Below are 15,530 nucleotides of genomic sequence, written 5' to 3' on the forward strand. Positions count from 1 at the left end.
GACATGACAACACACATTTCACGTTCGGCCTTGCTGCCGTATCCGGCACAAGCGCTGTATGACCTGGTCAACGACGTGGCTCGCTATCCGGAGTTTCTGCCGTGGTGCTCGGCGGCCGAAGTCCTGGAGAGCTCGCCTGAGCACATGCGGGCGAGCGTTGGCGTGGCGAAGGGTGGCCTCAGCCAGCATTTCGTGACGCGTAATACTCTGGTTCCTGGCCAGTCGATCGAAATGAACCTTGAGGAGGGCCCATTCACTCAGTTGCACGGCATCTGGGTGTTCAAGGCGTTGACCGACAAGGCTTGCAAGATCAGCCTGGACCTTTCATTCGATTACGCAGGGCCGATCGTTCGTGCGACCCTGGGGCCCTTGTTCAATCAGGCGGCCAATACACTGGTGGATGCATTCTGCCAGCGGGCCAAGCAAATCCATGGTTGAGGCGGATATCGGGGTTGAGGTGGTGTATGCCGCCGTTGATCGCCAGGTGCTTCTGCCGGTGCAAGTGCCAGCAGGAACGACTGTTCGCGCCGCTTTGCTGAAATCCGGTATCGGTCAGGCATTTCCTGAGCTGGATCTGGCCGGGTGTCCTGTGGGGATCTTCGGTAAGGTGGTTGTCGATCCCGACAGCCGTTTGGTTCAATCGGGGGATCGCATCGAGATTTATCGACCATTGCTGGCTGATCCCAAAGAGGTTCGCCGGCTGCGTGCGGCCAAGGCTGCCGAGGCGAAGGCCCGGAATCAGTAAGTCACCGAACGCGACGCAATAAAAAGCCCGGACATGCCGGGCTTTTTATTGCGTCGCAAATTATTGCGGCGAGGTTTCCAGTGGTTGCGGCGTCGGGACCGGAACGGTTTCTACGCCGTCGACGTCCTTCTGGATCTGGTCCAGCAACGAACCTGGCTTGACCGGTTTTTCCGGTTTTGGCTTTTCGACGTTTTCTGCCGGGGCAGTGACTGTCGTGCCGCTGTCCTTGCCGAGGATGGCTTCGTCGCGGCTCACACCTGGCATGAAATCACCGGAGAGGCTGACAAGCTGATCATTTGGGTTGAAGATAACGCTGATGCGTTCTTGCTGGCGTTCACCGCCACCTGGTTGCAGGCTGTACAGATAATCCCAGCGATCGGCATGGAACGTGTCAGTCAGCAGAGGGTTGCCCATGATAAACCGTACTTGCTTGCGGGTCATTCCCGGGCGTAACTGGTCTATCATGTCCTGCGTGACGACATTGCCCTGCTGGATGTCGATTTTGTAAACCCCGGGGAATGAACAACCGGCGAGTGCGAGCAGTCCCACAAAGGTGAAACTGGTTAGCAAGAGCTTGGTGTTTTGCATCGGTGGGCGACTTCCACTATCTTGGCTGGGACAACGTAAACGCCGATCATACCCGCATTAAGAGAAGCTGCGAAGCAGCATCGCGAGAAAGCTGACCATGGTTGAAAATAGCGAACTACGCAAAGCCGGCCTCAAAGTGACCCTGCCACGGGTCAAAATTCTGCAAATGCTCGATTCCGCCGAGCAGCGCCACATGAGTGCCGAGGATGTCTACAAGGCCCTTATGGAGGCTGGTGAGGACGTCGGTCTGGCCACGGTTTACCGTGTTCTGACCCAGTTCGAGGCAGCTGGCCTTGTGGTGCGGCACAACTTCGACGGAGGCCATGCGGTCTTCGAACTGGACGACGGAAAGCATCACGACCATATGGTCAACGTCGAAACCAGTGAAGTGATCGAATTCTTCGACGAGGAAATCGAGCGGCTTCAGAAAGCAATCGTCGACAAGTATGGCTTCGAGATGGTTGATCACAATCTGGTGCTGTACGTGCGCAAGAAAAAGTAAGCATGTCGCGCGAACACCAGTTCGCGAAACGAGCGAAGGCGACCCCAGGGTCGCCTTCGTGCTTTCTGCCTCTATTTAAATTTAAGCTTTTGCGGCAACCACCATTTTCCTGGCATGAGCCAGGGACTCTTTGGTGAGGTCAATGCCACCCAGCATTCGTGCGACTTCTTCGACGCGGTCGTTTTTGCTCAATCTGGAAACGGCTGTGCGGGTGGCATCCTCACCGCGCACCTTGTGCACGAATAGATGTTGATGTCCTTGCGCTGCCACTTGCGGCAAGTGGGTCACGGTCAATACCTGTCCGCGCTCGCCGAGCCTGCGCAGCAACTGGCCGACGATTTCTGCGGTCGGGCCACCAATGCCGACGTCGACTTCGTCGAATACCAGGGTCGGAACACGGGAAGTCTGTGCAGTGATTACCTGGATCGCCAGGCTGATCCGTGACAGTTCGCCGCCGGACGCCACTTTCGCCAGGGCCTTCAACGGCTGACCAGGGTTGGCGCTGACCAGCAGTTCTACCTGTTCCAGGCCATTGGGCAGTAGCTCATCGCTGCTGTTGGGTCGCAGTTCAATGGTAAAGCGCCCGCCAGGCATGCCCAGGCGCTGGATTTCCTGCTCCACGGCGCTGGCCAGGCTGTTCGACGCCTGGTGCCTCAGGTCGCTCAGTTCCCGGGCCCTTTCCTGATAGTGCCGAGCATAGGACGACAGCTCATCGCTCAGTCGCTCGATGGATTCGTCGTTGGCGTTCAGGGTCTCGATTTCATCCAGCAGTTTCTGTTGCATCTCGGCAACTTCGGTTGGCTGGATGCGGTGTTTGCGTGCCAGGGTGTAGATCGCGTCGAGGCGCTCTTCAAGGTATTGAAGGCGCGACGGGTCGGCGTCGAAATTGTCGAGGAAGCGGTTCAGTTCACCTACGGCCTCTTCAACCTGGATCTGAGCACTGGTCAACAGGCTGCTGGCTTCACCCAGAGCCCCGATCGAGCTGTTCACGCTCGACAGGCGGTTGAGGCTGGCGGTGAGTGCATTGAGGACATTCCCCGAATCACTTTCACTGCATTGCTCGACGACTTGCCGGCAGATTCCCAGCAGGGTTTCGGCGTTGGTCAGGTTCTTGTGTTCCTGTTCCAGCTGCTCCAGCTCGTTGTCGCCAAGGCCGAGGTTTTCCAGCTCTTCGAGTTGATAGCTGAGCAACTGATGACGGGCGCGTTGTTCGTCACCGGAGTTGGAGAGTCGCTCCAGTTCCTGGCGGGTCTGGCGCCAGCGTTGGGCGGCGAGTTGAACCTGACGGGCAAGATCCGTCGCGCCGGCATATTCATCGAGCAGGCGACGGTGGGTATCGGTCTTGAGCAGGGATTGGTGCTCGTGCTGGCTGTGAATGTCGATCAGCAATTCGCCCAGCGCCTTGAGGTCGCCAAGCGGGCAGGGCGTGCCGTTGATATAGCCACGCGAGCGCCCTTCGGATGTGATCACCCGGCGCAGGATGCACGGACCGTCGTTTTCGAGGTCGCGCTCGGCCAGCCAGGCGCTGGCTTCCGGAATGTCGGCCAGATCAAAGGTGGCCAGGATATCGGCCTTGTCGGCGCCGGGGCGGACCACGCCGCTGTCGGCGCGATCACCCAGGGTAAGGCCCAGCGCGTCGAGCATGATCGACTTGCCCGCGCCGGTTTCCCCGGTGATCACGCTCATCCCGCGATCGAGTTCGAGATCGAGATGTTCAACGATGGCGTAGTTGTGTACGGACAGGTGCACCAGCATATGGGCCGCTCCCAGGTGTTAGGTCTGGTTATTTATACAGTGTTTTGTTTCTGGCTGACAATGCCCCTCGTTAGCTCGATTGGCTTGGTCCGACGAAACCCTTATCGCGGGCGGGAATGACAATGCAGTTGTTTTTTGTAGGGTTAATGATCGGGCCCCCCTTGAAGCCGGATTTTGCGGCCCCATATAGCTGGGCAGAAGCGCGAGTCGAGCTCGCGGACGATATTGAAAGGAGAAATCTATGGCTGACGAACAGACAGTGGATACGCAAAACCCAGACGCCAACCAGGCGCCCGAGGCTTCGGGTGAAGACCTGGCGGCTCGTGTACAAGTGCTCGAAGAGCAACTGGCAGGCGCTCAGGATCAGGCTTTGCGTGTAGCCGCCGATCTGCAGAACGTCCGCCGTCGCGCCGAGCAGGATGTGGAGAAGGCTCACAAGTTCGCGCTGGAAAAATTCGCCGGCGACCTGCTGCCGATCGTCGACAGCCTGGAGCGCGGCCTGGAACTGTCCAGCCCGGACGACGAAAGCATCCGTCCGATGCGCGAAGGCATCGAGCTGACCCTGAAAATGTTCCACGACACCCTCAAGCGTTATCAGCTCGAAGCGATCGATCCGCATGGCGAACCGTTCAATGCCGTTCAGCATCAGGCAATGGCCATGCAGGAAAGCGCCGATGTCGAGCCGAACAGCGTTCTGAAGGTGTTCCAGAAGGGCTATCAGCTCAATGGTCGCCTGCTGCGCCCGGCCATGGTCGTGGTCAGCAAGGCGCCTGCGCCGGTTTCGCCCTCGATTGACGAGCAGGCTTGAAATCCGCCGCAAGGCCCCCATTTATAAGTCAAGCGTTTAAGTGCTACCGCAGTTAGCCACCACTGCTGCGGCAACCAAATCCAAAGTTTCGGGAGAGTGAACATGGGCAAAATCATCGGTATCGACCTGGGGACTACCAACTCCTGCGTCTCCGTGCTGGAAAACGGCAAGGCAAAAGTTATTGAAAACGCTGAAGGCGCGCGTACCACGCCGTCGATCATCGCTTACGCCAACGATGGCGAAATTCTGGTTGGCCAGTCGGCCAAGCGTCAGGCTGTGACCAATCCGCACAACACCCTGTATGCGGTGAAGCGTCTGATCGGTCGTCGTTTCGACGAAGAAGTCGTGCAGAAAGACATCCAGATGGTCCCTTACAAGATCGTCAAGGCTGACAACAGCGACGCCTGGGTTGAAGTGAACGGCCAGAAAATGGCACCGCCACAAATCTCGGCTGAAATCCTGAAGAAGATGAAAAAGACCGCCGAAGACTACCTCGGCGAGACCGTGACTGAAGCGGTGATCACCGTTCCGGCCTACTTCAACGACAGCCAGCGTCAAGCGACCAAAGACGCCGGCCGCATCGCCGGTCTGGACGTAAAACGTATCATCAACGAACCAACCGCAGCTGCTCTGGCTTACGGTATGGACAAGGCGAAGGGCGATCACACCGTGATCGTTTACGACCTGGGCGGCGGTACTTTCGACGTTTCCGTGATCGAGATCGCTGAAGTCGATGGCGAGCACCAGTTCGAAGTACTGGCCACCAACGGTGATACGTTCCTGGGCGGTGAAGACTTTGACATTCGTCTGATCGACTACCTCGTCGACGAATTCAAAAAAGAAAGCGGCATGAACCTCAAGGGTGACCCGCTGGCCATGCAGCGCCTGAAAGAAGCTGCTGAAAAAGCCAAGATCGAACTGTCCTCGAGCCAGTCGACCGACGTGAACCTGCCGTACATCACTGCAGACGCTACCGGTCCCAAGCACCTGAACGTGAAGATCTCCCGCGCCAAGCTCGAAGCATTGGTGGAAGACCTGGTTCAGCGCACCATCGAACCTTGCCGCATCGCGATGAAAGATGCCGGTATCGACGTTGGCGCGATCAACGACGTGATCCTGGTGGGCGGTCAGACCCGTATGCCACTGGTTCAGAAGCTGGTAACCGAGTTCTTCGGTAAAGAAGCTCGTAAAGACGTGAACCCGGACGAAGCGGTTGCCATGGGTGCTGCTATCCAGGGCGCGGTACTGGCCGGTGACGTGAAAGACGTTCTGCTGCTCGACGTCAGCCCGCTGACCCTGGGTATCGAAACCATGGGTGGCGTGATGACCGCGCTGATCGAGAAAAACACCACGATTCCTACCAAGAAATCGCAAGTGTTCTCGACTGCCGACGACAACCAGGGCGCCGTGACCATTCACGTACTGCAGGGCGAGCGTAAGCAAGCCGCGCAGAACAAGTCCCTGGGCAAGTTCGACCTGGCCGACATTCCACCAGCTCCACGTGGTGTGCCGCAGATCGAAGTGACCTTCGACATCGACGCCAACGGCATCCTGCACGTAGGTGCGAAAGACAAGGCTACCGGCAAGACTCAGTCGATCGTGATCAAGGCCAACTCCGGTCTGTCCGACGAAGAAATCGAGCGCATGGTGCGTGATGCCGAGGCGAACGCCGAGGAAGACCGCAAGTTCGAAGAGCTGGCCACCGCTCGCAACCAGGGCGACGCACTGGTTCACTCGACGCGCAAAATGGTTACCGATGCCGGCGATAAAGTGACCGCTGAAGAGAAGACTGCAATCGAAGCGGCAGTGGTTGCCCTGGAAGCCGCCGTCAAAGGCGACGACAAGGCTGCTATCGAAGCCAAGGTTGAAGAACTTTCGAAAGTCTCCGCTCCAGTGGCGCAGAAGATGTACGCCGAACAGGCTCAGCCTGCTGAAGGCGCAGCACCGCACGACGACAAGGCGCAAAAGGCTGACGACGTTGTTGATGCCGAGTTCGAAGAAGTCAAAGACCACAAGTAAGTTGTTGGTCGGCCGGTTGACTGCCTTTGGGCAGTGACTGGTAGGATGTCGCCGCGCGGGAGCTTGCTCCCGCGTTGGCGTGTCTGGAATACGCGAATTTTTACAGTATGCGACAGTGTTCGCGTACTGGTGGTATGGCCGGGAATGCTCCTGCTTTTCGAGCCGCAAGTACCGCATTGAATCAAAGACCAGGATCGTTGAATTGACGTGAGTTGGGTCCGGGCCTGTATTGGGGCTCAACGAGTTCGGCAGACTCAGGAGGGTTTTGTCGGACGTCCTCAAGAGTGCAAAGACTTATGGCAAAGCGTGACTATTACGAAGTGTTGGGTGTTGAGCGTGGCTCAAGCGAAGCGGACCTGAAAAAGGCCTACCGTCGCCTGGCGATGAAGCACCACCCGGACCGTAATCCGGATGACAAGGCGTCGGAAGAGAAATTCAAGGAGGCCAACGAGGCCTACGAAGTGCTGTCGGATTCCAGCAAGCGCGCGGCATACGACCAGTACGGTCATGCCGGTGTCGACCCAAGCATGGGTGGCGGCGGTGCCGGGTTCGGTGGTCAGAACTTCTCCGATATCTTTGGCGATGTCTTCAGTGATTTCTTCGGTGGTGGTCGCGGCGGTTCCCGTGGTGGCGCTCAGCGCGGCAGTGACTTGCGCTACACCCTGGAACTGGACCTCGAGGAAGCGGTGCGCGGTACGACCGTGAACATCCGCGTTCCGACGCTGGTCAATTGCAAGCCTTGCGACGGCTCCGGTGCCAAGAGAGGCTCTGCGCCGGTGACCTGCCCGACTTGCGGTGGTATCGGCCAGGTGCGCATGCAGCAAGGCTTCTTCTCGGTGCAGCAGACCTGCCCGCGTTGCCATGGCCAGGGCAAGATCATTTCCGATCCGTGCGATTCCTGCCACGGCGAAGGTCGTGTCGAAGAGTACAAGACCCTGTCGGTGAAAGTGCCGGCCGGTGTCGATACCGGTGACCGCATTCGTCTGTCCGGCGAAGGCGAGGCGGGTGCTCAGGGTGGTCCGACTGGCGACCTGTACGTGGTGATCAATGTGCGTGAGCACGCGATCTTCCAGCGTGACGGCAAGCATCTGTTCTGCGAAGTGCCGATCAGCTTCGTCGATGCGGCGCTGGGTGGCGAGCTGGAGATTCCGACCCTTGATGGTCGCGTCAAGCTGAAGATCCCTGAAGGGACCCAGACCGGCAAGCAGTTCCGTGTTCGTGGCAAGGGTGTTGCGCCCGTGCGCGGTGGCGGTGCCGGTGACCTGATGTGCCGTGTGGCGGTCGAGACTCCGGTCAACCTGAGCCGTCGCCAGCGCGAAATGCTCGAGGAGTTCCGCAGCTCGCTGGCGGACGACAACAGTCATTCGCCGAAAACCACTGGCTGGTTCGAAGGCGTCAAGCGCTTCTTCGGCGATTTGTAAGGAGTCGGCATGCGACGTATAGCTGTGATGGGCGCTGCCGGGCGCATGGGTAAAATCCTCATCGAGGCCGTGCAGCAGCGCGCGCCCCTGACCGGTCTGACGGCGGCCGTTGTGCGCCCTGGCAGCACGCTGATTGGCGTGGATGCGGGTGAGTTGGCTTCGCTGGGGCGCATTGGTGTGCCGCTGACCGGCAGCCTGGAGTCCGTGGCGGAAGAGTTCGACGTGTTGATCGACTTTACGCTGCCGGAAGTCATGCTGAAAAACCTGGCCTTCTGCCGCAAGGCAGGCAAGGCCATGGTGATCGGCACCACCGGGCTGGACGCTGCGCAGAAGCAGTTGCTGGCCGAGGCGGGCAAAGATATTCCCATCGTCTTCGCTGCCAACTTCAGCGTTGGTGTGAACCTGTCGCTGAAGCTGCTCGATATGGCTGCACGCGTGCTGGGTGATGAGGCGGATATCGAAATCATCGAAGCGCATCACCGTCACAAGATCGATGCGCCGTCCGGTACGGCCCTGCGCATGGGTGAGGTGATCGCTGGCGCGCTGGATCGTGATCTGCAGAAGGTCGCGGTTTATGGTCGTGAAGGCCATACCGGTGTGCGTGAGCGTGAAACCATCGGCTTTGCCACCGTGCGCGGTGGTGATGTGGTTGGTGATCACACGGTGCTGTTTGCCTGCGAAGGTGAGCGTCTGGAGATCACCCATAAAGCCTCCAGCCGCATGACCTTCGCCAAGGGGGCGGTGCGTGCTGCGTTGTGGCTGGACGGGCGCGAGCCTGGCCTTTATGACATGCAAGACGTGCTCGACCTGCGTTAAGATGCGCCCGAAATCGGGCTCGCGCACAGCGTTCGAGCCCGGTTTTATTCCGCCAAGCGACGTCCTGTCGCATTCTCCAGCCTTTAAGGCTCATTGGCGGTAGACCAAAAATGCCTTTTTCTGTAAGCTACAGCTTTAGTGTGTCCACTAAAAGCGCGCAGAATAATTCAGTGAACAAGCGGGGTGACGTGTCCATACGTCACTCCGCTTTTTTACAACCTGCGATCGCCCTTTCAGGCTTTATTTACGGGAGGTCTTCTTGACTAAGCCAGCCATACTCGCCCTTGCTGATGGCAGCATTTTTCGCGGCGAAGCCATTGGAGCCGACGGTCAGACCGTTGGTGAGGTGGTGTTCAACACCGCAATGACCGGCTATCAGGAAATCCTTACCGATCCTTCCTACGCCCAACAAATCGTTACCCTGACTTATCCGCACATCGGCAATACCGGCACCACGCCGGAAGACGCCGAGTCCAACCGCGTCTGGTCTGCCGGCCTGGTCATCCGTGACCTGCCACTGGTGGCGAGCAACTGGCGTAACACGATGTCCCTGTCCGACTACCTGAAGGCCAACAATGTTGTGGCCATCGCCGGTATCGACACTCGCCGCCTGACGCGCATCCTGCGTGAAAAAGGCGCGCAGAACGGCTGCATCATGGCCGGCGACAACATTTCCGAAGAAGCTGCCATCGCCGCCGCCCAGGGTTTCCCTGGCCTCAAGGGCATGGACCTGGCGAAAGTCGTCAGCACCAAGGAAAGCTACGAGTGGCGCTCGACTGTCTGGGATCTGAAAACCGACAGCCACGCGACCCTCGAAGCCTCCGAGCTGCCGTACCACGTCGTGGCCTACGACTACGGCGTCAAGGTGAACATCCTGCGCATGCTGGTCGAGCGCGGTTGCCGCGTGACCGTCGTGCCTGCGCAAACGCCTGCTGCCGATGCACTGGCGCTGAAGCCGGACGGCGTGTTCCTGTCCAACGGCCCTGGTGATCCGGAGCCTTGCGACTATGCGATCCAGGCGATCAAGGATGTGCTGGAAACCGAAATTCCGGTCTTCGGTATCTGCCTCGGTCACCAGCTGCTGGCCCTGGCCTCCGGCGCCAAGACCCTGAAAATGGGTCACGGCCACCACGGTGCCAACCACCCCGTCCAGGATCTGGACAGCGGCGTGGTGATGATTACCAGCCAGAACCACGGTTTTGCCGTAGACGAGGCGACCCTGCCAGCCAACGTTCGCGCGATCCACAAATCGCTGTTCGACGGCACCCTGCAGGGTATCGAGCGTACCGACAAGAGCGCCTTCAGCTTCCAGGGTCACCCTGAAGCCAGCCCTGGCCCGAACGACGTAGCGCCATTGTTCGATCGCTTCATCAACGAGATGGCCAAGCGACGCTGATCGCTCGTCCTTGATGTAGCACAGCTTGAGGGCGGCCCCGATACCGGTGGCCCCCTCAAGTCAGAGATTGAACAAGACGGCTTGCCGACTGACCTGCGGATTTGAGTGACAAACCCATGCCAAAACGTACAGACATTAAAAGCATCCTGATTCTCGGCGCTGGCCCGATCGTGATCGGCCAGGCCTGCGAATTCGACTACTCCGGCGCCCAGGCCTGCAAGGCCCTGCGCGAAGAGGGTTACCGCGTCATCCTGGTGAACTCCAACCCGGCCACCATCATGACCGACCCGGCCATGGCCGACGCCACCTACATCGAGCCGATCAAGTGGCAGACCGTTGCCAAGATCATCGAAAAGGAGCGTCCGGACGCGCTGCTGCCAACCATGGGTGGCCAGACCGCTCTGAACTGCGCCCTGGACCTGGAGCGCGAAGGCGTTCTGGAGAAGTTCGGCGTAGAGATGATCGGTGCCAATGCCGACACCATCGACAAGGCTGAAGACCGCTCGCGTTTCGACAAGGCCATGAAATCCATCGGCCTGGCGTGCCCGCGTTCCGGTATCGCCCACAGCATGGAAGAGGCCAATGCGGTCCTCGAGAAGCTCGGCTTCCCGTGCATCATTCGTCCGTCCTTCACCATGGGCGGCACCGGTGGTGGTATCGCCTACAACCGTGAAGAGTTCGAAGAAATCTGCGCCCGTGGCCTGGACCTGTCGCCGACCAAGGAACTGCTGATCGACGAATCGCTCATTGGTTGGAAAGAGTACGAGATGGAGGTTGTCCGCGATAAGAAGGACAACTGCATCATCGTCTGCTCCATCGAAAACTTCGACCCGATGGGCGTGCACACCGGTGACTCGATCACCGTGGCTCCTGCACAGACCCTGACCGACAAGGAATACCAGATCCTGCGTAACGCCTCCCTGGCGGTACTGCGCGAGATCGGCGTGGAAACCGGTGGTTCCAACGTTCAGTTCGGTATCTGCCCGAACACCGGCCGCATGGTCGTGATCGAGATGAACCCGCGTGTATCCCGTTCCTCGGCACTGGCCTCGAAAGCCACCGGCTTCCCGATCGCCAAGGTCGCGGCCAAGCTGGCTGTGGGCTACACCCTCGACGAACTGTCGAACGACATCACCGGCGGCAAGACCCCGGCGTCCTTCGAACCGTCCATCGACTACGTCGTCACCAAGCTGCCACGCTTTGCCTTCGAGAAGTTCTCCAAGGCTGACGCGCGCCTGACCACTCAGATGAAGTCGGTCGGTGAAGTCATGGCCATCGGCCGTACTTTCCAGGAATCCCTGCAGAAAGCCCTGCGCGGCCTGGAAGTCGGTGTTTGTGGCCTGGACGAGAAAGTTGATCTGGCCAACCCGGAAAGCATGAGCGTACTCAAGCGCGAGCTGACCGTGCCGGGCGCCGAGCGTATCTGGTACGTGGCGGACGCAATGCGCGCCGGCATGAGCGTCGAAGACATCTTCGGCATGACCATGATCGATCCTTGGTTCCTGGTGCAGATGGAAGACCTGATCAAGGAAGAAGCGAAGGTCAAGACCCTGGGTCTGACCAGCATCGACCGCGACCTGATGTTCCGCCTCAAGCGCAAGGGCTTCTCCGATATGCGCCTGGCCAAGCTGCTGGGTGTGACCGAGAAGAGCCTGCGCGCTCACCGCCACAAGCTGGAAATCTTCCCGGTCTACAAGCGCGTCGACACTTGCGCCGCCGAGTTCGCCACCGACACCGCCTATCTGTACTCGACGTACGAAGAAGAGTGCGAAGCCGCGCCATCGGGTCGCGACAAGATCATGATCCTTGGCGGCGGCCCAAACCGTATCGGCCAGGGCATCGAGTTCGACTACTGCTGCGTACACGCGGCACTGGCCCTGCGCGATGACGGGTACGAGACCATCATGGTCAACTGCAACCCGGAAACCGTATCCACCGACTACGACACCTCCGATCGCCTGTACTTCGAACCAGTGACCCTGGAAGACGTGCTGGAAATCGTCCGCGTCGAGAAGCCGAAAGGCGTGATCGTCCAGTACGGCGGCCAGACCCCGCTGAAACTGGCTCGTGCCCTGGAAGCCGCTGGCGTGCCGATCATCGGCACCAGCCCTGATGCAATCGACCGCGCCGAAGACCGTGAGCGCTTCCAGCAGATGGTCCAGCGCCTGAACCTGCGTCAGCCGCCGAACGCCACCGTGCGCAGCGAAGACGAAGCCATTCGTGCCGCCAGCAAGATCGGTTACCCGTTGGTGGTGCGTCCGTCCTACGTACTGGGCGGTCGTGCGATGGAAATCGTTTACGAAGAAGAAGAGCTCAAGCGCTACCTGCGTGAAGCGGTTCAAGTGTCCAACGACAGCCCGGTGCTGCTGGACCACTTCCTCAACTGCGCCATCGAAATGGACGTGGATGCGGTCTGCGACGGCAAGGACGTGGTGATCGGCGCGATCATGCAGCACATCGAGCAGGCCGGTGTTCACTCCGGTGACTCCGCGTGCTCGCTGCCGCCATACTCGCTGCCGGCGCATATCCAGGACGAGATGCGCGAACAGGTCAAGAAAATGGCCCTGGAACTGGGCGTGGTTGGCCTGATGAACGTTCAGTTGGCGCTGCAAGGCGAAGACATCTACGTCATCGAAGTCAACCCGCGTGCTTCCCGTACCGTACCGTTCGTGTCCAAGTGCATCGGCGTTTCCCTGGCGATGATCGCGGCACGCGTGATGGCCGGTAAGACCCTGAAAGAGCTGGGTTTCACCAAGGAAATCATCCCGAACTTCTACAGCGTGAAAGAGGCGGTGTTCCCGTTCGCCAAATTCCCTGGCGTTGACCCGATCCTCGGCCCTGAGATGAAGTCCACCGGTGAAGTGATGGGTGTGGGTGACACCTTCGGTGAGGCGTTCGCCAAGGCCCAGATGGGTGCCAGCGAAGTATTGCCGACCGGCGGTACTGCGTTCATCAGCGTGCGTGATGACGACAAGCCGCTGGTTGCGGGCGTGGCCCGTGATCTGATCAACTTGGGCTTCGAAGTGGTTGCCACTGCCGGTACTGCCAAGCTGATCGAGGCTGCAGGCCTGAAAGTGCGCCGTGTGAACAAGGTGACCGAAGGTCGTCCGCACGTGGTCGACATGATCAAGAATGACGAAGTCACGCTGATCATCAACACCACCGAAGGTCGTCAGTCGATCGCTGATTCGTACTCCATTCGTCGTAATGCCCTGCAGCACAAGATTTACTGCACCACCACCATTGCTGCTGGCGAAGCCATCTGTGAAGCGCTGAAGTTCGGTCCCGAGAAGACCGTACGCCGCTTGCAGGATCTACACGCAGGATTGAAGGCATGAGCATAACGAAGTACCCAATGACCGTTCAGGGCGCTCGCGCCCTGGAAGAAGAGCACATTCACCTGACCAAGGTCGTTCGTCCGAAGCTCAGCCAGGACATCGGTACGGCCCGCGAGTTGGGTGACTTGAAGGAAAATGCCGAATACCACGCTGCCCGTGAGCAGCAGGGTATGGTCGAGGCACGGATCCGTGATATCGAAGGCCGCATGCAGAATGCGGTGGTCATCGATGTGACGAGCATTCCTCACACCGGCAAGGTGATTTTCGGCACAACCGTCGAAATCGCCAACGTCGAAACCGATGAAAGCGTGACTTACCAGATCGTTGGTGAGGACGAGGCTGACATCAAGCTCGGCAAGATCTCTGTCGGCTCGCCGATTGCCCGCGCCTTGATTGCCAAGGAAGAGGGTGATGTGGTTGCAGTCAAGACGCCTGGCGGCGTTATCGAGTACGAGATTGTCGAAGTTCGCCACATCTGAAGGCCGGCGCCCGCTTCGTGCGGGCGCCATGCTTTGGCAGCTGACCCAGATGCTGTGGGTCGGCGGCTTGTGGCTGTTGCAAATCGGTCTGTTGCCGGTGCTGGGGCGAATTGGCCTGGCGCCGCTACTGATCGACGAAATCGCCGGCACGCTCAATGCGTTGGTAGTGGGATTCGCTACGGCGTGTTTGATTTTTCAGGCTTTGGTGCTGATAAAGGCCGAGGGCCTTGTCAGTCTATGGCGGGATATTCGCGGGCAACTGCTGTTGATGGCGCTGTGCGCGTGCGCGATGTACTTCGCGGTGCGTTTTGGCTGGCCGGATGCCGTGCGTTGGCAGGCGTTCAGCTATCTTGTTCTGGGCTTTACCGGAGTTGTGCTGGTGCTGCAACCGGTGCCGGGATGGAGTGGCAGGGTGCGCGAAGCACACCCTTGACCCTTGCCATCACTTGAAGCGATGGACGTTCGACAGCTGCTTGTTGACGCTGAAGTTCTTGCGGTAGATCAGTGCCATCTTGCCGATGACCTGAACCAGATCCGCTTTGCCGACCTTGCAGAGCTCTGCAATGGACGCCAGGCGCGATTCGCGATCGAGGATGTTGAGCTTGATCTTGATCAGCTCGTGATCCGCCAAAGCGCGTTCGAGTTCGGCTAACACACCTTCAGTCAAACCATTGTCTGCCACAATCAAAACTGGTTTCAGATGGTGGCCAATGGATTTGTACTGTTTCTTCTGCTCTTGAGTGAGCGGCATAATCTGACCCCTGCGTCTGATCTTGTAAAAAGCGGCGGCCAGTTTACCCGAGCGAGTCCGGGACCGCCCAGTTAATCACGACCCGTTTTATTTCCGAGGTATCCCGTGGCCCGTTCCAAGACAAGCCTTAAGTGGCTGCAAGAACATTTCAACGACCCATTCGTCAAAATGGCACAAAAAGACGGGTACCGTTCCCGCGCCAGCTACAAACTGCTGGAGATCCAGGAAAAGGACCGTCTGATCCGTCCGGGCATGAGCGTAATCGACCTTGGTGCGGCTCCCGGTGGGTGGTCCCAGGTGACCAGTCGTCTGATTGGCGGGCAGGGCACACTGATCGCTTCTGACATTCTGGAAATGGACAGCATCCCGGACGTGACCTTCATTCAAGGGGACTTTACCGAGGATGCCGTGCTGGCCCGGATCCTCGATGCCGTCGGAAATAAGGAAGTAGACCTTGTGATTTCCGATATGGCCCCCAATATGAGTGGATTACCGGCCGTAGACATGCCGCGAGCGATGTTCCTGTGCGAGTTGGCACTGGATCTGTCGACCCGGGTGCTCAAGCCCGGTGGTGATTTTTTGATCAAGATCTTCCAGGGCGAAGGCTTCGACGAGTTCCACAAGAGCGTTCGCCAGCAGTTCGAGAAGGTGCAGATGCGCAAGCCGACCTCGTCGCGCGACCGTTCTCGCGAGCAGTACCTGCTGGGGCGCGGTTTCCGCGGACGCAGTGAGGGTTGAGTGAGTTTTCGATCAGGGTGATAGGATTTTTGTATTACGCCTTGTCAGAATTAGCGAATATTGTGTAGGAAGTGTTTCACAAAGGGTTACAGACGGCGCCTGCCAAGTCGTAGGTAATGTAGTAAGTTAGGCCGGTGAATATCATGCGAAGCGCGCGTCAGTAGCGGAGCTTGC

Annotated in this window: 15 protein-coding genes; 12 read left to right on the forward strand and 3 right to left on the reverse strand. The window is 58.9% G+C overall.

Annotated features, from left to right (window positions below; translation table 11 throughout):
• The first annotated feature begins 3 nt into the window (after positions 1-3).
• On the forward strand, positions 4-438 hold the full coding sequence (locus tag AC06G5_RS03460) for a type II toxin-antitoxin system RatA family toxin (protein ID WP_413421623.1): 435 nt from the start codon (positions 4-6) through the stop codon (positions 436-438).
• Complete coding sequence (locus AC06G5_RS03465) at positions 431-745, forward strand: RnfH family protein (protein WP_480458990.1); 315 nt, start codon at positions 431-433, stop codon at positions 743-745. The genes AC06G5_RS03460 and AC06G5_RS03465 overlap by 8 nt, the downstream gene beginning before the upstream one ends.
• Before the next feature lie 60 nt (positions 746-805).
• Here the strand turns inward: AC06G5_RS03465 and AC06G5_RS03470 are convergent, their stop codons facing one another.
• Positions 806-1,333 (reverse strand): outer membrane protein assembly factor BamE, encoded by a 528-nt coding sequence (locus AC06G5_RS03470; RefSeq protein ID WP_413421619.1) that lies wholly within the window; start codon positions 1,331-1,333, stop codon positions 806-808.
• 97 nt (positions 1,334-1,430) lie between these two features.
• Here AC06G5_RS03470 and fur point away from each other — a divergent pair, with 97 nt between their 5' ends.
• The gene (fur, locus tag AC06G5_RS03475; RefSeq protein WP_003197684.1) at positions 1,431-1,835 is read left to right on the forward strand and encodes a ferric iron uptake transcriptional regulator; all 405 of its coding nucleotides are present in this window, start codon (positions 1,431-1,433) and stop codon (positions 1,833-1,835) included.
• 81 nt (positions 1,836-1,916) lie between these two features.
• Here fur and recN read toward each other — a convergent pair whose 3' ends face one another.
• Positions 1,917-3,590, reverse strand: a complete 1,674-nt coding sequence (recN, locus tag AC06G5_RS03480) for a DNA repair protein RecN (RefSeq protein WP_111280790.1) — start codon at positions 3,588-3,590, stop codon at positions 1,917-1,919.
• A 241-nt stretch (positions 3,591-3,831) separates the two neighbouring features.
• Here recN and grpE point away from each other — a divergent pair, with 241 nt between their 5' ends.
• From grpE to AC06G5_RS03520, 8 genes are all read left to right on the forward strand, one after another.
• The gene (gene grpE, locus AC06G5_RS03485) at positions 3,832-4,398 is read left to right on the forward strand and encodes a nucleotide exchange factor GrpE (RefSeq protein ID WP_007988694.1); all 567 of its coding nucleotides are present in this window, start codon (positions 3,832-3,834) and stop codon (positions 4,396-4,398) included.
• Between the two features lie 102 nt (positions 4,399-4,500).
• Complete coding sequence (dnaK, locus tag AC06G5_RS03490) at positions 4,501-6,417, forward strand: molecular chaperone DnaK (RefSeq protein ID WP_413421616.1); 1,917 nt, start codon at positions 4,501-4,503, stop codon at positions 6,415-6,417.
• A gap of 296 nt (positions 6,418-6,713) precedes the next feature.
• On the forward strand, positions 6,714-7,838 hold the full coding sequence (gene dnaJ, locus AC06G5_RS03495) for a molecular chaperone DnaJ (RefSeq protein ID WP_008018791.1): 1,125 nt from the start codon (positions 6,714-6,716) through the stop codon (positions 7,836-7,838).
• A 9-nt stretch (positions 7,839-7,847) separates the two neighbouring features.
• A complete protein-coding gene (dapB, locus tag AC06G5_RS03500) occupies positions 7,848-8,654 on the forward strand; it encodes a 4-hydroxy-tetrahydrodipicolinate reductase (RefSeq protein WP_413421614.1) in 807 nt (268 codons plus the stop codon).
• Positions 8,655-8,913: 259 nt separating this feature from the next.
• On the forward strand, positions 8,914-10,050 hold the full coding sequence (gene carA / locus AC06G5_RS03505; protein ID WP_085718633.1) for a glutamine-hydrolyzing carbamoyl-phosphate synthase small subunit: 1,137 nt from the start codon (positions 8,914-8,916) through the stop codon (positions 10,048-10,050).
• A gap of 116 nt (positions 10,051-10,166) precedes the next feature.
• Positions 10,167-13,388, forward strand: coding sequence for a carbamoyl-phosphate synthase large subunit (gene carB, locus AC06G5_RS03510; RefSeq protein WP_413421612.1), 3,222 nt, complete (start codon positions 10,167-10,169; stop codon positions 13,386-13,388).
• A 2-nt stretch (positions 13,389-13,390) separates the two neighbouring features.
• Positions 13,391-13,867: a transcription elongation factor GreA gene (gene greA, locus AC06G5_RS03515; RefSeq protein WP_413421737.1), complete on the forward strand. Its 477-nt coding sequence runs from the start codon at positions 13,391-13,393 to the stop codon at positions 13,865-13,867.
• A 28-nt stretch (positions 13,868-13,895) separates the two neighbouring features.
• Complete coding sequence (locus tag AC06G5_RS03520) at positions 13,896-14,300, forward strand: MFS transporter (protein ID WP_480458991.1); 405 nt, start codon at positions 13,896-13,898, stop codon at positions 14,298-14,300.
• A 9-nt stretch (positions 14,301-14,309) separates the two neighbouring features.
• On the opposite strand, the gene AC06G5_RS03525 is transcribed toward AC06G5_RS03520, so the two are convergent.
• Entirely contained in the window at positions 14,310-14,618 is a 309-nt protein-coding gene (locus AC06G5_RS03525; RefSeq protein WP_007942889.1) for a YhbY family RNA-binding protein, read from the reverse strand.
• Positions 14,619-14,723: 105 nt separating this feature from the next.
• On the opposite strand from AC06G5_RS03525, the gene rlmE reads away from it, so the two are divergent.
• Positions 14,724-15,356 carry a 23S rRNA (uridine(2552)-2'-O)-methyltransferase RlmE gene (gene rlmE / locus AC06G5_RS03530; RefSeq protein WP_413421608.1) on the forward strand — a complete coding sequence of 211 codons (633 nt, stop codon included), beginning with the start codon at positions 14,724-14,726 and terminating at the stop codon, positions 15,354-15,356.
• Positions 15,357-15,530: the final 174 nt, after the last annotated feature.

It is taken from the genome of Pseudomonas sp. WT-JTC (assembly GCF_056711565.1).

Excerpts from the sequence above, each read along its gene's own strand:
- AC06G5_RS03460 (WP_413421623.1), top strand. The coding sequence starts at position 4 with ATGACAACACACATTTCACGTTCGGCCTTGCTGCCGTATCCGGCACAA.
- AC06G5_RS03465 (WP_480458990.1), top strand. The coding sequence starts at position 431 with ATGGTTGAGGCGGATATCGGGGTTGAGGTGGTGTATGCCGCCGTTGAT.
- AC06G5_RS03470 (WP_413421619.1), bottom strand. The coding sequence starts at position 1,333 with ATGCAAAACACCAAGCTCTTGCTAACCAGTTTCACCTTTGTGGGACTG.
- fur (WP_003197684.1), top strand. The coding sequence starts at position 1,431 with ATGGTTGAAAATAGCGAACTACGCAAAGCCGGCCTCAAAGTGACCCTG.
- recN (WP_111280790.1), bottom strand. The coding sequence starts at position 3,590 with ATGCTGGTGCACCTGTCCGTACACAACTACGCCATCGTTGAACATCTC.
- grpE (WP_007988694.1), top strand. The coding sequence starts at position 3,832 with ATGGCTGACGAACAGACAGTGGATACGCAAAACCCAGACGCCAACCAG.
- dnaK (WP_413421616.1), top strand. The coding sequence starts at position 4,501 with ATGGGCAAAATCATCGGTATCGACCTGGGGACTACCAACTCCTGCGTC.
- dnaJ (WP_008018791.1), top strand. The coding sequence starts at position 6,714 with ATGGCAAAGCGTGACTATTACGAAGTGTTGGGTGTTGAGCGTGGCTCA.
- dapB (WP_413421614.1), top strand. The coding sequence starts at position 7,848 with ATGCGACGTATAGCTGTGATGGGCGCTGCCGGGCGCATGGGTAAAATC.
- carB (WP_413421612.1), top strand. The coding sequence starts at position 10,167 with ATGCCAAAACGTACAGACATTAAAAGCATCCTGATTCTCGGCGCTGGC.
- AC06G5_RS03520 (WP_480458991.1), top strand. The coding sequence starts at position 13,896 with ATGCTTTGGCAGCTGACCCAGATGCTGTGGGTCGGCGGCTTGTGGCTG.
- AC06G5_RS03525 (WP_007942889.1), bottom strand. The coding sequence starts at position 14,618 with ATGCCGCTCACTCAAGAGCAGAAGAAACAGTACAAATCCATTGGCCAC.